This window comes from Pseudomonas frederiksbergensis (assembly GCF_017114915.1).
Taxonomy (GTDB): Bacteria; Pseudomonadota; Gammaproteobacteria; order Pseudomonadales; family Pseudomonadaceae; genus Aquipseudomonas; species Aquipseudomonas frederiksbergensis_I.
The window spans coordinates 1-16,138 of sequence record NZ_JAAUOE010000019.1 but is presented as its reverse complement, the minus strand read 5'-3'; the positions used below and the strand labels follow the sequence as shown (position 1 = coordinate 16,138).

At 57.1% G+C, this 16,138-nt stretch carries 18 protein-coding genes; 9 read left to right on the top strand and 9 right to left on the bottom strand.

Features of this window, described 5'->3' with window-relative positions; all coding sequences use genetic code 11:
• Window positions 1-27: 27 nt before the first annotated feature.
• Genes HCU66_RS15160 through HCU66_RS15140 form a run of 5 tightly spaced genes read left to right on the top strand, consistent with a single transcriptional unit; the run spans window position 28 to window position 7,338 of the window.
• Window positions 28-1,317 (top strand): efflux RND transporter periplasmic adaptor subunit, encoded by a 1,290-nt coding sequence (locus HCU66_RS15160; protein ID WP_338136427.1) that lies wholly within the window; start codon window positions 28-30, stop codon window positions 1,315-1,317.
• 43 nt (window positions 1,318-1,360) lie between these two features.
• A complete protein-coding gene (locus tag HCU66_RS15155; RefSeq protein WP_205889244.1) occupies window positions 1,361-2,080 on the top strand; it encodes an ABC transporter ATP-binding protein in 720 nt (239 codons plus the stop codon).
• A 1-nt stretch (window position 2,081) separates the two neighbouring features.
• Window positions 2,082-4,511 (top strand): ADOP family duplicated permease, encoded by a 2,430-nt coding sequence (locus tag HCU66_RS15150; protein ID WP_205889243.1) that lies wholly within the window; start codon window positions 2,082-2,084, stop codon window positions 4,509-4,511.
• A gap of 48 nt (window positions 4,512-4,559) precedes the next feature.
• Window positions 4,560-5,972 (top strand): sigma-54-dependent transcriptional regulator, encoded by a 1,413-nt coding sequence (locus HCU66_RS15145; protein ID WP_205889242.1) that lies wholly within the window; start codon window positions 4,560-4,562, stop codon window positions 5,970-5,972.
• Window positions 5,965-7,338: a sensor histidine kinase gene (locus HCU66_RS15140; protein WP_205889241.1), complete on the top strand. Its 1,374-nt coding sequence runs from the start codon at window positions 5,965-5,967 to the stop codon at window positions 7,336-7,338. The genes HCU66_RS15145 and HCU66_RS15140 overlap by 8 nt, the downstream gene beginning before the upstream one ends.
• A 28-nt stretch (window positions 7,339-7,366) precedes the next feature.
• Here HCU66_RS15140 and HCU66_RS15135 read toward each other — a convergent pair whose 3' ends face one another.
• From HCU66_RS15135 to pdxR, 4 genes are all read right to left on the bottom strand, one after another.
• Entirely contained in the window at window positions 7,367-8,032 is a 666-nt protein-coding gene (locus tag HCU66_RS15135) for a GIN domain-containing protein (RefSeq protein WP_205889240.1), read from the bottom strand.
• Window positions 8,033-8,256: 224 nt separating this feature from the next.
• Window positions 8,257-8,676, bottom strand: a complete 420-nt coding sequence (locus HCU66_RS15130; RefSeq protein WP_205889239.1) for a cupin domain-containing protein — start codon at window positions 8,674-8,676, stop codon at window positions 8,257-8,259.
• Between the two features lie 242 nt (window positions 8,677-8,918).
• Window positions 8,919-9,212 (bottom strand): putative quinol monooxygenase, encoded by a 294-nt coding sequence (locus HCU66_RS15125; RefSeq protein ID WP_205889238.1) that lies wholly within the window; start codon window positions 9,210-9,212, stop codon window positions 8,919-8,921.
• A 123-nt stretch (window positions 9,213-9,335) separates the two neighbouring features.
• On the bottom strand, window positions 9,336-10,769 hold the full coding sequence (pdxR, locus tag HCU66_RS15120; RefSeq protein ID WP_205889237.1) for a MocR-like pyridoxine biosynthesis transcription factor PdxR: 1,434 nt from the start codon (window positions 10,767-10,769) through the stop codon (window positions 9,336-9,338).
• Between the two features lie 205 nt (window positions 10,770-10,974).
• Between pdxR and HCU66_RS15115 the strand changes: the two genes are divergently transcribed.
• Together HCU66_RS15115 and HCU66_RS15110 are read left to right on the top strand one after the other, a co-directional pair.
• Window positions 10,975-11,415, top strand: coding sequence for a carboxymuconolactone decarboxylase family protein (locus HCU66_RS15115; RefSeq protein WP_205889236.1), 441 nt, complete (start codon window positions 10,975-10,977; stop codon window positions 11,413-11,415).
• A 97-nt stretch (window positions 11,416-11,512) separates the two neighbouring features.
• Window positions 11,513-12,490: a LysR family transcriptional regulator gene (locus HCU66_RS15110; RefSeq protein WP_205889235.1), complete on the top strand. Its 978-nt coding sequence runs from the start codon at window positions 11,513-11,515 to the stop codon at window positions 12,488-12,490.
• Between the two features lie 123 nt (window positions 12,491-12,613).
• Here the strand turns inward: HCU66_RS15110 and HCU66_RS15105 are convergent, their stop codons facing one another.
• The 3 genes from HCU66_RS15105 to HCU66_RS15095 all read right to left on the bottom strand — a co-directional run bounded on the left by HCU66_RS15105 (window position 12,614) and on the right by HCU66_RS15095 (window position 13,962).
• A complete protein-coding gene (locus tag HCU66_RS15105) occupies window positions 12,614-12,880 on the bottom strand; it encodes a short-chain dehydrogenase (protein ID WP_205889234.1) in 267 nt (88 codons plus the stop codon).
• Entirely contained in the window at window positions 12,877-13,161 is a 285-nt protein-coding gene (locus tag HCU66_RS15100; RefSeq protein ID WP_205889233.1) for a DUF3077 domain-containing protein, read from the bottom strand. Before HCU66_RS15100 ends, HCU66_RS15105 begins: the two co-directional genes overlap by 4 nt.
• Before the next feature lie 471 nt (window positions 13,162-13,632).
• Window positions 13,633-13,962: an Ig-like domain-containing protein gene (locus HCU66_RS15095; RefSeq protein ID WP_205889232.1), complete on the bottom strand. Its 330-nt coding sequence runs from the start codon at window positions 13,960-13,962 to the stop codon at window positions 13,633-13,635.
• Between the two features lie 201 nt (window positions 13,963-14,163).
• Here HCU66_RS15095 and HCU66_RS15090 point away from each other — a divergent pair, with 201 nt between their 5' ends.
• Both HCU66_RS15090 and HCU66_RS15085 read left to right on the top strand, forming a co-directional pair.
• Window positions 14,164-14,682, top strand: a complete 519-nt coding sequence (locus HCU66_RS15090) for a GNAT family N-acetyltransferase (protein WP_205889231.1) — start codon at window positions 14,164-14,166, stop codon at window positions 14,680-14,682.
• A 100-nt stretch (window positions 14,683-14,782) separates the two neighbouring features.
• Window positions 14,783-15,277 carry a hypothetical protein gene (locus HCU66_RS15085; RefSeq protein ID WP_205889230.1) on the top strand — a complete coding sequence of 165 codons (495 nt, stop codon included), beginning with the start codon at window positions 14,783-14,785 and terminating at the stop codon, window positions 15,275-15,277.
• A 138-nt stretch (window positions 15,278-15,415) separates the two neighbouring features.
• Here HCU66_RS15085 and HCU66_RS15080 read toward each other — a convergent pair whose 3' ends face one another.
• Both HCU66_RS15080 and HCU66_RS15075 read right to left on the bottom strand, forming a co-directional pair.
• Window positions 15,416-15,637, bottom strand: a complete 222-nt coding sequence (locus HCU66_RS15080; protein ID WP_205889229.1) for a cbb3-type cytochrome c oxidase subunit 3 — start codon at window positions 15,635-15,637, stop codon at window positions 15,416-15,418.
• A 15-nt stretch (window positions 15,638-15,652) separates the two neighbouring features.
• On the bottom strand, window positions 15,653-16,138 hold a 486-nt coding region (locus HCU66_RS15075), incomplete at its 5' end, for a cbb3-type cytochrome c oxidase subunit I (protein WP_205889228.1).

Here is a 16,138-nt window from a genome sequence, read left to right as displayed (position 1 = left end):
CATGCATTTTTTATTTTGGCATGGAATGTGCTGTTGATTATTCCAATTGTTAACATTGGTACTGTCATGGATATCTCGATCCCGCAGCCGGGAAATAAGCGCCCACTGAAAAAGCACAGTAAGGCCATTGCTGGTGGCATCTTTTTTCTGGTGCTGTTGCTGATTATCTATAACTATCGGTTCTCGCCTTATCAGGTTGCCCGTAGCAGCGTGACGCTTGCGGAAGTCAAGTATGGTGATTTCGCCGTTGAGGTACGTGGCAATGGAGTGCTTTTACCGTGGGACATCAACTGGGTGGCGGCGAACGTTGACGCTCGGGTGGAAGAGGTCATTTATAAGGCGGGGATGAAAGTCAGCAAGGGAGAGTTGCTGGTTGTCATGAGTAATCCGACGCTCGAACAGCGGCTTCAGGAGAGCCAGCTGGAACTTAATGCACGCCGAGCAGAAACCGAGGCCAAAAATGCCGAACTGCAAAATAAAATTCTCAATCAAGAGGCGTTAATGATGGACGCGAAGAGTCGATTACTTGCATCTACACTGCGTCTTGCTGCCCAGACAAAATACATTTTGGCCGTGCCAAGGCTGGAATATGAAACCACGCGCATTCTGACTGAACAGTATACTCAGCAGGTCGGTTTTGAAGAACGACGGTTAAGGACGCTTAAGCTCAGCGTCGAGGCGGATATAAAGGCGAACTTTATGCGCCTTAATAAATTGGAGTCTCTGGTTGCTTTGAATCAGCAGGAGGTTGATTCGCTCAAGGTTAAATCGCCGATAGATGGCATTTTGCAAGATGTGAAGGTCCAGGTCGGACAGCGGGTAACGGTAGGCAGTGATATTGCGCGACTTGCCAAAGAGAAAGAGCTGTATGCCGAGCTCAAAGTGCCCGAATTGCAGTCGCGCGATCTCGCGGTCGGGCAGGCCGTCACGATCAACACAGGGCGCAGCCGGTTTACCGGGGTGTTATCCAGGGTCGATCCTGCGGTGACTAACGGAACGGTCAAGGTGGATGTGACGTTCAATCAGCCGCTGCCACAGGAGGCACGTCCTGATCTGAGTGTCGATGGATTGATCGCGGTGACGAAAATCAATAATTCGTTGTATGTCGAGCGCCCGCCGTTCGCGCAGAATAACTTGCCCTCTATGCTCTACCGGCTGGATGACAAAGACCGTTCAGCGACCAAGATGAAAGTGGCGTTCGGGCAGGGTTCTGCTGACTACATTCAGATCACCAGCGGGCTCAAGGCTGGCGACAAAATAATTCTCAGTGACAGCACCGCCTGGCAGGGTGCCGATCAGATTGAAATTGCCAACTGATGCAGCTCGCGCCGGCTAACGGAACAATGCCCTGGAGACAGTAATGATGGAACCTTTGGTAGAACTGACTGACGTAAACAAAATTTTCCTGACCGATGAAATCGAAACCCATGCGCTCAGCAAGATCACACTCACCATTTCCAAGGGCGAGTACGTGGCCATATCGGGGCCCTCAGGTTGTGGGAAATCGACGCTGCTCTCAGTCCTGGGGCTGCTGGATACGGCGTCGAGCGGCACTTATCAGTTGGCCGGCCACAAGGTCGAAAATATCTCCAAAAAACAGCGGGCGCAGGTGCGTAATCGAGACATCGGCTTCATCTTTCAGTCGTTCAACCTCATCAGCGATTTAACCATTGAAGAAAATGTCGCACTGCCACTGACCTACCGCAGCGACATTTCCAAGCCTGAACGGCACCAGCGGGTCGCCGAGGCCCTGGCCAAGGTCAATATGTCCCACCGTAGCCGTCACTATCCTTCACAACTCTCCGGCGGGCAGCAGCAGCGCGTCGCGGTGGCCCGGGCCATTGTCGGTAATCCATCTATCCTGCTTGCGGACGAACCCACCGGTAACCTGGATTCGCACAACGCCGAAGCGGTGTTGAATATCCTCGATACGTTGCATCAGGAAGGTGCCACGATCTGCATCGTGACCCACGATCCTCGCTCGGCTGAGCGTGCCCAGCGCAGTATTGTCCTGTCTGACGGAAAGGTTGTCGGCGATGGGGAACCGGCTCGGCAATTGACCTTGGTGAAGGAAGCATAAGGTGCTTTTTGACATTCGTTATGCCTTGCGGTTGCTCCTGAAAAGCCCCAGCTTCACTTTTGTCACCGTGCTGATCATGTCCTGTGGACTGGCGCTGACCCTGTATATGTTTTCGGTGATCAATACCATTATGTTCACTCCGCTTCCTTACCCGGACGGAAAAAGCATGGTGCTGGTCAATCCGACCGTCAATGGTGTCAGCCTGAGCGATTCCGGGCTGAACTTCATGGACTATAGCGATATCAAGGCGCGCTCTACCCAGCTTGAGGATATGGGTTATTTCTACGCCGAGCGCGCGGATCTCAGTGATGGCAGCAAGGCCGTTTCCTATATGGCCATCAGAAACACCGCGCAAATGTTCTCTTATGCAGCTGTTCAGCCATTTCGAGGGCGTGTGCTGAATCAGGAAGATGTTCGGTCAGGGGCCGAGCCTGTCGCGGTGATCAGCTACGCAATGTGGCAGAACTACTTTGCTTCCGATGCGCAACTCATTGGCCGCGATATCAGGATCAACGGCATACCTGCCCGTATCGTCGGCATCATGCCGCAAAATTTTGCCTTCCCCTTCTTCCATGACCTGTGGCTGCCTTCACAGCTTGAGCCTTCGCAGTACCTGGTGCGTAAAGGCGCTCCGGAAGTGTCCGTGTATGCGCGCTTGAAGCCCGGTGCAACCCTTGAGGATGCCAACCGCGACCTCAATAGAGTGATGCAGTCACTGGCGCTGGAGCACCCGGAAAGTAATAAAGGGCTTACCGCCCAAGTACTGACGTTCCAGGAAAACTTCATGGGGGAGGAGACCATGCCGATCTTTATCGTCATGATGCTTGCCGTCAGTTTTGTGCTGCTATTGGCTTGCTGTAACGTCGGAAATCTATTGTTGGCAAGAACGACCGAGCGTTCCAAAGAGATCGCGATCCGGGTCGCGCTGGGATCTCCCGCAGGCCGCCTGGTCATGCAAATGATGCTGGAAAGCTTATTTATCTGTTTTTTGTCCGGTGCAGTGGCGGTCCTGCTGGCTGCATGGGGGCTGGAGATAACCAACACGATACTGCCTGGTTTCGTACCCAATAAAATCCCTTTCTGGTGGCAGCTGTCACTCGATAATGTGTTGGTCCTCAATGCCCTTGTCCTGGTGATCATCACGGCTGTGCTCACCAGTGCATTGCCGGCCTGGAAAATCGTCCGTGGCAATTTCAATGATGTGCTGCGTGATGGCACCCGTGGCGCGCAGAGCCGTGGCGCAGGTCGGGTTTCGCGGATCCTGGTTATCTTTGAAGTGGGGCTCTCCTGCTTAATCCTGTGTATCAGTGCGCTGTTCGCATTATTGGTCTACCAGGCGACCCGCGCTGATTACGGTGTCGACACCAGTAACTACCTGACCGCGCAAATCCACCTCAACGCTAATAATTACCCTGATGATGCAAGCCGCATCCTGTTTTACCAGCGCCTGCAGGACGCTGCTGCTGCGATTCCCGGGGTTGAAAGCGCAGCATTGACCACCAGTGCCGTGGGCCAGTTCACCGTGCCGCGCCAGGTGGATGTAGACTCGTCGACCAACAACAGGAACGAGCGCTGGTCTTACCCGATGGTCAATGATGTGCAGGTCATGCCGGGTAGCCTGTCGGCGATGGGTATTACCCCCATGGCGGGCAGGGAATTCGCCCACGGCGATACTCAGGACTCACAACAGGTGGTCGTCGTCAGCCAGTCCTTTGCCGAACAGTTCTGGCCGGGAGAGCGTGATGTGATTGGCAAGCGCCTGCGTTTTCGCGATACCGATGACCAGCGCTGGTACAACGTAGTAGGCGTGGTGCCCAGCGTTATTCATGGGCGGCCTTTCAGCACATTCCGTCACCGCGCCACGGTGTACCGCTCTTTGGAGCAGCAACCCGCGTCCTCATTGATGCTGGTGCTGCGATCCCCGCGTCCTGAAACGGTCGGGCCCGCTCTGATCAATGCGGTCCGTCAGGTGGACAGCAATCTCTCCGTCAATCAGATCCAGACGTTGAATGAACGCTTGGCCCGTAATACCGCTGGCTTGCATTTTATTGCCAATCTTTTCATGTTGTTCGGCCTGGTGGCGATGATATTGGCTGCAACGGGTATTTATGCGGTGATGTGCAACTTGATTAATCAGCGTACCCAGGAGATTGGCTTACGGATGGCCATGGGAGCCACTGAAAGTAATTTGTTACGTATGCTTATGATCCAGGGCGGCAAGCAGTTATTGATCGGCCTTATCATCGGCTTGCCTCTGGCATTCTTTGTTGCTCCCAAACTGACGCGCGTTCTGGGTAACGGAAACACTCCTTTTGTGCTCCTGTTCTGGATGGTGGCGCTGATGATTACGCTGGTTGTGGCGCTGGCGGTCTGGCTTCCTTCCCGACGGGCAACCAATATGTCGCCCGCCGACGCGATTCGTTATGAATAAACGACCGCCGTGCTCTCCGGGCACGGCGCTCCAAGCTGGATGCTTGAAATGAACGATAAAAAACACATCCTTGTTATAGACGATGACGCGGGAATCCTGACCAGCCTCGATATCTTGTTGCGCATGCAAGGGTACGACGTGACCCTGGAAACCCAGGCCGATCGCCTGTTTGCACATTTGTCCGCCAAGCCTGTTGATCTGGTATTGATGGACATGAACTTTCAGAAAGACACCACGTCAGGCATGGAAGGGTTGCAGTTGCTGGCCGAGATGAAGAAGTTCGATGATTGCTTGCCGGCTGTCGCGATGACGGGGTGGGGAAGCGTCGACATCATTGTCAACGCCATGCGGGGTGGGGCGGCCGATTTTATTCAAAAGCCTTGGGATAATGAGCGTTTGCTGAGCATCGTTGAGCAGCAAATTACCATGAGTCAGGCGCGTCGTTCAGGCAATTGCCTGCGCGAAGAAAACAAGCTGCTCAAACTGGCGCTCGAAGATGATATGGACAGCGAATGGGTTGTCCGCTCACCGGCGATGAAACGCCTGATCAGCCTGGTGGAAAAGGTGGCGGTGACCGATACCAGCGTTCTGATCCTGGGAGAAAATGGCACCGGTAAAAGCCTGCTCGCGCGTTATATCCACCAGATTTCCTCGCGCTCCGAACACAGTATCGTCGAAGTGAATATGGGGTGTATTAACGAGCAGCTATTTGAAAGCGAGATGTTTGGCCACGTAAAAGGCGCCTTTACCGACGCGCGGGAAAACCGTATCGGCCGCTTTGAATTGGCGGACAAGGGGACGCTGTTCCTCGATGAAATCGGTAACTTGCCCCTGACACAGCAAGTGAAACTGTTACGGGTGCTGGAAGAGCGGCAGTTTGAGCGCGTCGGATCTTCGCGTACCCAGACCACTCAATGCAGGATCATCGCCGCCACCAATTCCGACCTGGACAAGGCCGTGGCAGAGGGGCGGTTCCGTCAGGATCTGCTGTACCGCATGAACCTGATTCAAATCCAGCTGCCGCCGCTTCGCGAACGGCTGGAAGATATCGAGCCGCTGACTGAGCGCTTCCTCAAACGTTTTGCGCGTAAATACAACAAGCCCCGGCCAGTATTATTGCCCCAGGCACGCCAAGGGCTGCTTGATTATTCATGGCCGGGAAATATTCGAGAGCTTAGCCACCTGTTGGAACGCGCCGTGTTGCTGTGTCGCGCCAATGTGATTGATCTGGAAGACCTCTGCCTGCCGTTTTCGGTGTCATCTCAGAGTGCGGTGCGTCCGGTCACTGACTCGTCGCCGGGATCGACAGCCGTGTGCACGCTGGCCGAAGCCGAAGAGACCTTACTATTACAGCGCCTGCGTCAATATGACGGCAATGCGGTCAAGGCTGCGGAATCGCTGGGGCTCAGCCGCAGTGCTTTTTATCGCCGGCTTGAGAAACTAAAAGTTTGCCATGAGTAAGCTTTTCCATTCATTTGAAGTACGTCATCTGCTGCTGTGCAGCCTGGCGCCGGTAGGCGGAATTATTGCTTACCTGTTGCTTTGGCTTTTTCCGCACCAGTCCATTTACCTTAAGTTTTTCACCCTGTTTGTCCTTTGCATGACGATGGTCTATTTCTGCTATCACTTTTTTCAGCAATTGATTTACAAAATAAACGTCATCTCCAACTTGCTGGAAGCGGTTGAGCAGGAAGATTTCAGCCTGCGCGGGGTGAGCAATGGGGCAGGGGCTTTTGAGGGGGTCATTGAGCAAATCAATGATATTTCCAGTCAATTGTCACGCCATCGCCAACAGCAGCGCGAGATGGATTTTCTGCTGCAAAAAGTGATCTCCAATATCACCGTTGCCATCTTTGCCTTGGACGGCAACCATCGCCTGATCTGGTGTAATAGCGCAGCTTCCCGCATGTTGGGAACATCGCTGGAAAAGCTGATTGGCGATACGGCCAGTCGCTGGCAGCTGGACAATCTTTTGCACAATGCCAACACAGAGCATCCCGTCGTGTCCGACTTTGAAGGGCGACCGGGTCGTTACAAAGTGACCAGTGACACGTACATGGTGGACGGTGTCCAGAACGTGCTCCTGTTTGTCAGTGATGTTGACGAAATGCTGCGTCAGGAAGAACAGAAGGCCTGGCAAGATTTGTTGCGTGTGATAAGCCACGAAATCAACAACTCCCTCAGCCCCATCGCGTCCATCAGCCAAATGTTGCAACAACATTACCGACATCATTCTGACAATCTGCCTCCCGGTTTTACCGAGGGCATCGATCTGATTAATCGGCGGGCACGCGAGCTGATCGCGTTTATCAGCAGCTACAGGCAGTTGAGCAAACTGGCGCCCGCGCTGAAGGAACGGGTGGATTTGACTGCCCTGGTGGCCGAGTTGCCGCTGCTGTTCTCCCACCGTGTGATTACCCTGAACGGGCCGCGTCCGCTGATGGCCAGCCTCGATCGGGTACAGATCCATCAGTTGTTGATCAACCTGATCAAAAATGCCGATGAGTCGATGGGCAGCAGCGCTGACAGTATTGATATCGAGTGGGCCGAGGAGAAGGGGCGCTTATTGATCACCATCCTTGATCGTGGGGTGGGGCTGACTAACCCGAAAAATCTGTTTGTACCTTTCTATACCACCAAACCCAATGGCACCGGCATCGGCCTGATCTTGTGCCGACAAATTGCCGAAAGCCACGGCGGCTACTTGTCTCTGGAAAATCGCCATGAGCAGACCGGTTGCAAAGTCACCATCAATTTACCGCTGCAATCCCCTGAGTTGATCGAAGGCAAAGACAGTCTGTTCAATGGCAGCTTGGCTGCCATCTAACTGAGATTGGTCTGTTTGCACCTACCGGTTATGAACAGTCAGAGGTTGAAATTTCGCTGGCGAAAGAGCCCGTGGCGCCGGTATCGACCTGAGCGGAAGGGCTGACAGACATCCGTGCGCCGGCGGACAGGCTGCCGTTGATCCGTGGAATATGGCACAGGGATGATTCCGCCCCCATGCTCATGCGCACATTCGCCACTTGCGCAGTGAAGGGCAGCGGTTTTTTGTTGAAGGTGCCGCCCATTGCCAGATCAAGGACCAGCTCACCCGTCTTACCCTCGATCTGGATGTCAGTGCCCATGCTGCCTGCCACCGTCAGTTTGGACTGATCGACGGCACACGCAGGTGCCACGATTTTTATCCCTGCTTTCCCTGTCAGCCCCGTCAGTGGCTTGCTGGTATACAGCGTGATATCCAGGGAATGGGAGACGAAGCGATCATTTTCCGCTGCGTCATTGACGAGCAATAACGCCTGATTGTTCGTGGTCACCTGGAGCTTATCCAACGTACCCGCAGAGCCTGAGACCACCATGGAAGACGTTGCAGCGCATTTGATGGACAGGTTTATACCCTGTCGGACTTCAACGCTGCTGAAGGCGTTCAGCGGAAAGGTTTTCTCTGCGGCCAGTGCAGAGTAACCGGTCGTGCTGGCCAGCAGCGCAAGCATCAGCTTCATCGTATTCATGTTGTTCATATAACTTCCTTATTTCACCAGAGACATAGCGATTCCTTCAGGCGTTGGCCAAAGACAAACGCTGGCACACCTGGGGGGCCAGCAGGGTGTGAATTTGACAGCCCTTTAAACGTCGTAAGAGTGATCATATCCCAGGCGGACACTGAGATTTGCTTGAGATTGCACCGCAAAATTAATGTGGAAGCGAGCCTGCTCGCGACGGGGCATCAGCATCGCCTCAGCCATCAGTTCTCCAAAGGAATCAACACCTTCTCATCCGGGGCCAACACCATGAACACCAACAGCTTGGCAGGCTTTGTGGTGCTGGCATTTTTCGAGACCAGATGTTCCGAGCCGGCCGGTTCGTACCAGAACTCGCCGGCCTTGTAGGTAATCGCTTTTTCACCTTTGACTTGAGAAATGATCTCCCCCGACAACACGTAGGCCATGGCCGTGCCCTGGTGTTTGTGGGCGATGGACGATTGCCCCGGCTCGTAATCGACTTCGATCATCAAGGCTTTTTTGCCGGGTGCGTTTTTCAGCATCTGGTCCTGCAGGATGGTGACTTTTTCCGAAGGGGAGGCGGTTTTGTCGGCGAATGCCGAGGCTGAGATGCTCAGGGCCAGGGCGGTGAGAGAGGCGGCAAAAAAACGAAGTGCATTCATGGTTGATTACCTATGGTGGTGAGTCGTCAGGGACCACAGTAAGCCGCGCTATCGGGCAATCAAACGGCCAATTTTCCGGAAGGTGAGGGGACCAATCAAGAAGGTCTGCATTGATCGTTCCCATGCTCTGCGTGGGAATGCCTCACCGGACGCTCTGCGTCCGCATTTGGGGGCGCGGAGTGCCCCTGGCTGCGTTCCCACGCAGAGCGTGGGAACGATCAGTCAGTCAGAGAGATGTTGTTTTAGACGATCGGAAAGCTGTTGAAGTCGACGGCGTTGGCCAGTTGGCTGTCGATCAGGCCGATAAAGCCTTGCACTTCGGGGCGGTTGAAATGCGCTTGCATGGCCGCTTCCGATTGCCAGCGGGCGCTGACCGTCCAGCGGGTGTCGTCCTCGGGGCAGCGGTCGACCATATAGGAATCACAGCCCGGCAGTTCGCGCAGGGTGTCGACAATCTTTTGCAGTTGCTTGCCCAGTTCGTCCGAGCAGCCGGGGGCGGCCTGCACTTTTACGGTGTTGAACACTTCGTTGGACATTGCTCACACTCCTGAATCAGGCCGGACGAATCCTGCTCATTGAGGGATCACGCGTAATCAGGATAGGCCTGCACCCCTGGACCGCCAATAGCCAATCGCCCGATAAAGCCGCAGACCAATCCCTCAGCCGACCTGCTGCAAAATGTCCCGCAAACGGTCCAGGGCGATGTCGATGTCCAGGGTTTCGATCGCCCCAAACCCCAGGAAAAGCCCGGCCCGTGGCGCTTGCTGGTAAAAGAAGCCGTCCAGGGCATAGAGCCCCACTTCGACTTTTTTCGCCAGTTCGATCACCAATGGAATATCGACCGGCACCTTGCACAGCACCGCCATGTGAAACCCGGCCGTGGTCGGCACCGCCTCGAACCACGGCGAAAGGTCGCCCGCCATGCGCGCCAGGATCCGTTCACGGCGCCCGGCGTAGATCGTATGGCAGCGGCGAATGTGCTTGAGCAGACAGCCTTCGGCGATGAACTTGGCCAGCGCCCATTGGGGCAGGGTCGATGTGTGCATATCGGTGAGTTGTTTGGCGCGGATCACCGCTTCGAGAATCGCAGGCGGCAAAATCGCGTAGCCGAGCCGCAGCTCCGGCAACAGGGTTTTCGAGAACGTGCCGACGTAGGCGACGATGCCGCGCTCATCCAGGCTTTGCAGCGAGTCGGTGGGCCGGCCTTCATAGCGGAATTCGCTGTCGTAATCGTCTTCGATGATAATCGCCCCCAGTTCGTGGGCGCGCTCGAGCAGGGCTTCGCGACGGGCCTGGCTCATGGGCATGCCCAAGGGGAACTGGTGGGACGGGGTGACGTAAATCAGCCGGGTGCCATCGGGAATGTGTTCGACCTGAATGCCTTGCGCATCCACCGGCACACCGATCACCGTCGCGCCATGGCTCGCGAACAACAGGCGCGCCGGCGGGTAACCGGGATCTTCCATGGCCACGAGGCTGCCCGGCTGGGTCAATACCCGGGAAATCAGGTCCAGCGCCTGCTGCGCGCCGTTGCACACCACCACGTCTTCGTCCTGGCAATTGACCCCGCGGGAAAACGCGATGTGCCGGGCAATCGCATTGCGCAGGGCTGGCAGGCCTTCGGGCAGGCTGTAGAAACCTTTGGAACCGGCGATCTGACGCAAAGCGTGGGAGGTGCAGCGGCGCCAGTCGTCCTGCGGGAACTGGCCTTTGCCAGTGGCGCCACCGATGAAATCGTAACGCAGCGAGCCTTCCAGTGTCGGGTGACGCAAGTACATCGGCAGGCTGCGCCAGCTCTCGATGACATCAAAGCTGGCTAACTCCGAATGGCTCTGTTTGCGGACGATTTTCGCCGGCCGGGCATTGACGTACGTGCCTTTGCCGATCACCCCGGTGAGGAAGTTCTCATAGGTCAGTTGCGCGTACGTGTCGGAAATGGTCTTGCGCGAAATCCCCAGTTGTTCGGCCAGCAAGCGGCTGGGCGGCAGCTGCGTCCCAGCTGCCAGGCGGCCGGATTCGATGGCGCTGCGCAGTTGCCGGTACAACTGGCCCGTCAGGTCCTTGCGGCCGTTGATGACAACATGAAGTTCCATACCGGCGGGGCTCCTGGGGTGGCTGAGGCGACTGTGCGTCGCGCCAGATTACCCGCATGAACGGCTGCGCAGAAGTTGCGTGGGCGAAAAAACCGCGATTGGCCTGATGCCGGGCGGTCCATGGCTTTTTCGCTGAATTGGCTCTGTAACACCCATGAATCAGCGCCTACTGTGGAGGCACCGATCCGCTCCACGAGGCCCGACCATGAACCCCCGTCTGGATTACTACAGCGCCTCGCCCAAAGCGATGAAAGCGATGATCGCCATGGAGGCCTTGACCAGCAACCTGAGCATCGAACCCGCCTTGTTGAACCTGATCAAAATCCGTGCCTCGCAGCTCAATGGCTGCGCCTTCTGCACCGACATGCACTCGGTGGACGCGCGCCGCTTCGGCGAGAGCGATCGGCGGCTGTATGCGATCGTGGTCTGGCGCGACAGCGGCTTCTTCAGCCCTCGGGAGCGGGCGGCCCTGGCCTGGACCGAAGCGGTGACCCTGCTCGCGCAAAGCCACGTGCCAGACGATGTTTACGCCGTGGCCCGGGAGCAGTTCAGCGAAGGCGAACTGGTCGACCTGACGATGGCCGTGAGCACTATCAATAGCTGGAACCGGCTGGCGGTGAGTTTTCGGCAAACGCCCAGCAACTGATTAATGGTTTGATGGGGTTTTTGCCCGGTTGTCACATCAGCTTCATGAACGCTCAGCAGGATGAAACGCTCAAGGACAGATCGACAGGGAGTCATTAATGTCATTCATGGAACTTACCGGGCGTCAGAACGTGGCCGAGTACCGCAGGCCCGTAGAACACAACAAATTCTCGTATTCACGGGTAGCCGGCGTCGATCCGGTGCTGTTGCAGTCTTTCCGGGTCAGCGCCCGTTGCGGCTGTTTCATGCAAGCGGCCCGCAGCCTCAACATCAAGTCGACCCGGTTGCGTAAACAATTGGCGCAACTTGAAGCGCAACTGCAGTGTTCGCTGTTCAGCCATTCGGGCACTGGTTTTGCCCTCAGTCGCGACGGATTGCAGCTTCAGGCGCAGTTGATGGCTTTGGCCCGTGAACGCGACTTGCCGGTGATCGAACAGCCCCTGATTCGTCTGGCCGTGGCCGAGTCGATCCTGCACGACATCCTCGGTCGCGACCTGGTCTCGCTGCTGCGGCGCAACGCCAGTGTGCGCCTGGACATCATTTCCCTGGACAGTGAATTATCCCTGCGGGCGATCAGCGCCGATGTGGTGGTGTGGCTGGCGGGCACCGATTCGCCATCGCCCGGCCCCAGTTTCGCCATCAGCGAACCCCAGCGTCTGGCACGGCTGGACTATCTGCCGCACATCGCCAAACGCTACTCACGAGTCGCGGCCCGCCCGGACAGCCTGGGCGATCTGGCCGATTTCATGCTGGTGCAATGGCAGCATGACCGCCATGTCGACAACTTTCGACCATGGAACAGCTTGGTGGAGCAGCGTCTGGCGGGGGTGGTGCAGCTGCATTCCTATGAGCTGATGCTGGAGATGATCCGTTGCAGCGCCTGCATCGGTTTGCTGCCGCACTACATGAGCCGATTCGATCGAGGGCTGCTGGCGTTGCCTGGGCTGTTCAACCAACCGATGCAACGCCAGGTGTGGATGGCGGTCAATGCCGACTCTCGGCATGAGGTCGCGGTGCAGGGGATCGTCGAGCTGATCCACAACACCTTCAATGAGCGGCGGGAGTGGTTTGAGTAGCCTTGTAACATCAAAAAATCGCAGGCTTCGCCAGCTCCTACAGAGGTTGCGTACACCCGCGCAATGACGGGTTCACACAACCCCTGAGCTGCCGAAGGCTGCGATCTTTTGATTTTGCTTTCGTCAGACCCGCGCCCGAATCCGCCGCCCCAGCACATCCATCACATCACAGCCATCGCGTAACAACATCGCCGCCGCCTGCGCCAGTTGCTGCACGTCGGCGCCACTGGCGCGGGTGATGTCGAGGTTGGCCAGGCTTTCCATCATCTGCGTCACCGCCAGAAAGCGACTGGCGGCACTGCGGTGCAGCAGATCCAGCGGCGTCTGGGTGGCGACCAGCAACACTGGAGTATCACCCTCATTGTGAGTCATCGGCATGTGCGGATTCATGCTTCACCGCCTGCTTGCGCACTGTGCAAACCGTCGATGGAGGCCTGCACCAGCGACCGCGCGGTGCCGAGCATCTGCTGGCTGGCCCAGCGCAGCGAAGCGCTGTGTTCCGGGCGGGTGGCGGTGGGGGCTTGATGGGCGAGGGCTTCGGCGCAGCTGAGGTAGACCGAGGCGTGTTCCAGGGCGTCGAGCAGCGGGATGCCGGGTTGGACGGCGAAGAGGTGGTGGTCGGTATGGTCGCAGCGGGCGAAGGGGGTGGATTTTGTGGTTGGTTCCGTCATGGTTGAAGCTCCGTGAGATTCAAAAGAGCTGCCACGAAAATCGCCGTCAAACGAAATTGGGTGGCAACTGTGCGTGGGTTGACGGACCGGCTCTCACGAACACCGGCGCACCCGAAGGTGCCCCGCGCACAGTCGCCATAAAGAAATGCAGCGGGCACAAGCGTGCTCGAGCAGAGAAAGGCTATGCGCGTCGTAAGAAAATGCGGGCCGTCAAACCCGATCACGAATGAGTCGTGACAGGCGCGAGGATAGGGAGTGAGGGCAGGGCAGTCAACCGGTGCTCCTCGACTGACCCCCGCTCATTTGTGATGAGCAAGCTCGCACACAAGTTTGCGCTCTTAACTTACCGGCATTGGGGCTTGCCCCTGTTGGGTTGCGGTAACCCCAGAACCCTTCGACTCGGTGTATCAGATAAACCGGGTACTCAGGGATTGGAGGCGCTTTGCGGCCAGCGGGAGCAAGCAATCAGTTTTAACTGGTCACGGTGAAGGTTCGCGCAGCCGACACTTGCCCATTGCCATAACGCGCTCTGGCCGTGCAAATATGATTGCCTACCGACAGCCCCATCACCGTAAGGGCCCATTCACCATTGCTATCGGCGGTTGCAACCCCTTTTGAGGTCGTGCCATCAAAAATATCGACACTCTGCTTCTCCATGGCGGTACCAAAGAGCGTGACGGTCTTATCCTTGGTGATTGCTCCGTTAGGGATCTCAACACCTTTGGCGTCCCTCACCGAGGTGATCTTTGGTATCAGCTCCAGGGCGCGAGTGAGGTTTTCGGAAGATTCGGGGGTGGTCATGGCGGTAACTCCTGTAAGGGCTGTTTTGGAGATGCCATGAAATAACGGCGATGGAAGCGCTAGCTACTGTCAGATCTGATAGTTGCGACGAGTGGTTGCGCAGTAGACATGGCCGGGGGGCGCATCCGCAATGGCTGTCGCCACACAGTGGGCGTGCGGTTTAGAGTGTTCGGCCACATCTCGATCAAGGACGAACCCGCCATGCCCAACCACGACCCTGCCATTCACCTCGAACGCTTCAACGAATCCCACATCGACGGCATCACCGCGCTCTACAACGACCCGGCCATCACCCGTCAGGTGCTGCAAATGCCGTTTCAGTCCACCGAGGTCTGGCGCAAACGCCTGGCGCCGGATAACGAGCGAGTGGTGCAGTTGGTGGCGCTGCATCAGGGCTCGGTGATCGGCAACATCGGCCTGGAACAATACTCACGGATTCGCCGCAGCCACGCCGGCAGTGTTGGCATGGGCGTCGCTGCAGCGTGGCAGGGTAAAGGCGTCGGTTCGAAACTGCTGGCGGCGGTGCTGGACATCGCCGACAACTGGATGAATCTGCATCGGGTCGAATTGACGGTGTACGCCGACAATGAAGCGGCCATTGGCCTCTACCGCAAGTTTGGCTTTGAAACCGAAGGCCTGTTTCGCGATTACGCAGTGCGTGACGGGCAATGGGTGGATACGCTGAGCATGGCGCGGCTGCGGCCTCCAACCAAGATTTGAGTCGAGTTCAGGTAACCGTTCGCACCTTTGCCGCACGCGAGCGGCCGGCATCTGCCATGCTCAAAGTCCGCAGCACCGCTTCAACCAAAGGAACACCGCAATGGACGACGTACAGCAACTGGGCGAGATGCTTCGCCACTACGCAGAAAGCGAAGCGCACAAAAAGCAACTGTTCGAAGCGCAATCGGCCGTGTGGGCGACGCGCATTGGGGAGTTGTTCGATCAGATCCAGCAGTGGCTGGCACCGGTGTTGGCGCCGAACCTGCTGGAAGTGAGCCGCGAGGCGTATGTCGCGTCCGGGCCGAGCGTGCCGGTGGAGACGTCGACGTTCAAGACCGAGAAACTGAGCATCGTCATCGCCGGCAAACCGGTGGAGTTTGTGCCGGATGTGATGGGCGTGGGCGGGCAGATTTCCCTGGCGGTGATGGGATTGACCGCGGCGCGCTATGGCAGCATTTCGCTGGTGTGCCTGCCACCGTCCAGCGCCTGGCAATGGCGCAAGACCAATGGCCTGAAAGACCCGGACATCTTTGCCTTTGATGCGAATTTCCTGGCGCAGCAACTGCAGGGCCTGATTCCTCGCGAGCGCAACTGAAGCGATGATCGTTCCCACGCTCTGCGTGGGAATGCCTCAAGGGACGCTCCGCGTTCCAATGGGACGCGGAGCGTCCCGGGCTGCATTCCCACGCGGAGCGTGGGAACGATCATCAATCATCAAGCGTGGGAACGATCATCAAACCTCGAGGTTGCCCCAGCCTGGCTTCGCCTCTTCCGGCGCCACCGCCTTCACGGTCTTGCCGGTGGCCAATTCCACCCGCCGCGCCACTTCTGGATCATCGGCAAACGGTATCAGGCTGGCATCCTCCAGGCTCTCGGCCGTCTGGTGTTTCAGGCAGTACTCGACCGCCAGCCACAGCCCCGACACACCCAATAGATTCAACGCGATCTCGATCATGTCAGGCTCCTTGCCTCAGGCGAACTGTGCTTCAAGTTCAGCCATCTTCACGTCTGCAACCCGCACTGTACGCCACACGTTGTAGGCCATCAGCAGCATGCCGCTGAGGAAGAACACCCCGCCGACAAACCGCACGATGAACCCCGGATGGCTGGCCTGCAACGCCTCGACGAACGAATAGGTCAGCGTGCCGTCGTCATTGATCGCGCGCCACATCAAACCCTGGGTGATGCCGTTGACCCACATCGAGGCGATGTACAGCACGGTGCCAATGGTCGCCAGCCAGAAGTGCAGGTTGATCAGCGGCACGCTGTGCATCTGTAAACGTCCGAAGACTTTCGGGACCATGTGGTAGATGGCGCCGAAGGTGATCATTGCCACCCAACCGAGGGCGCCGGCGTGAACGTGGCCGATGGTCCAGTCAGTGTAGTGAGAGAGGGCGTTGACCGTTTTGATCGCCATCATCGGCCCTTCGAAGGTCGACATGCCGTAGAAGGCCAG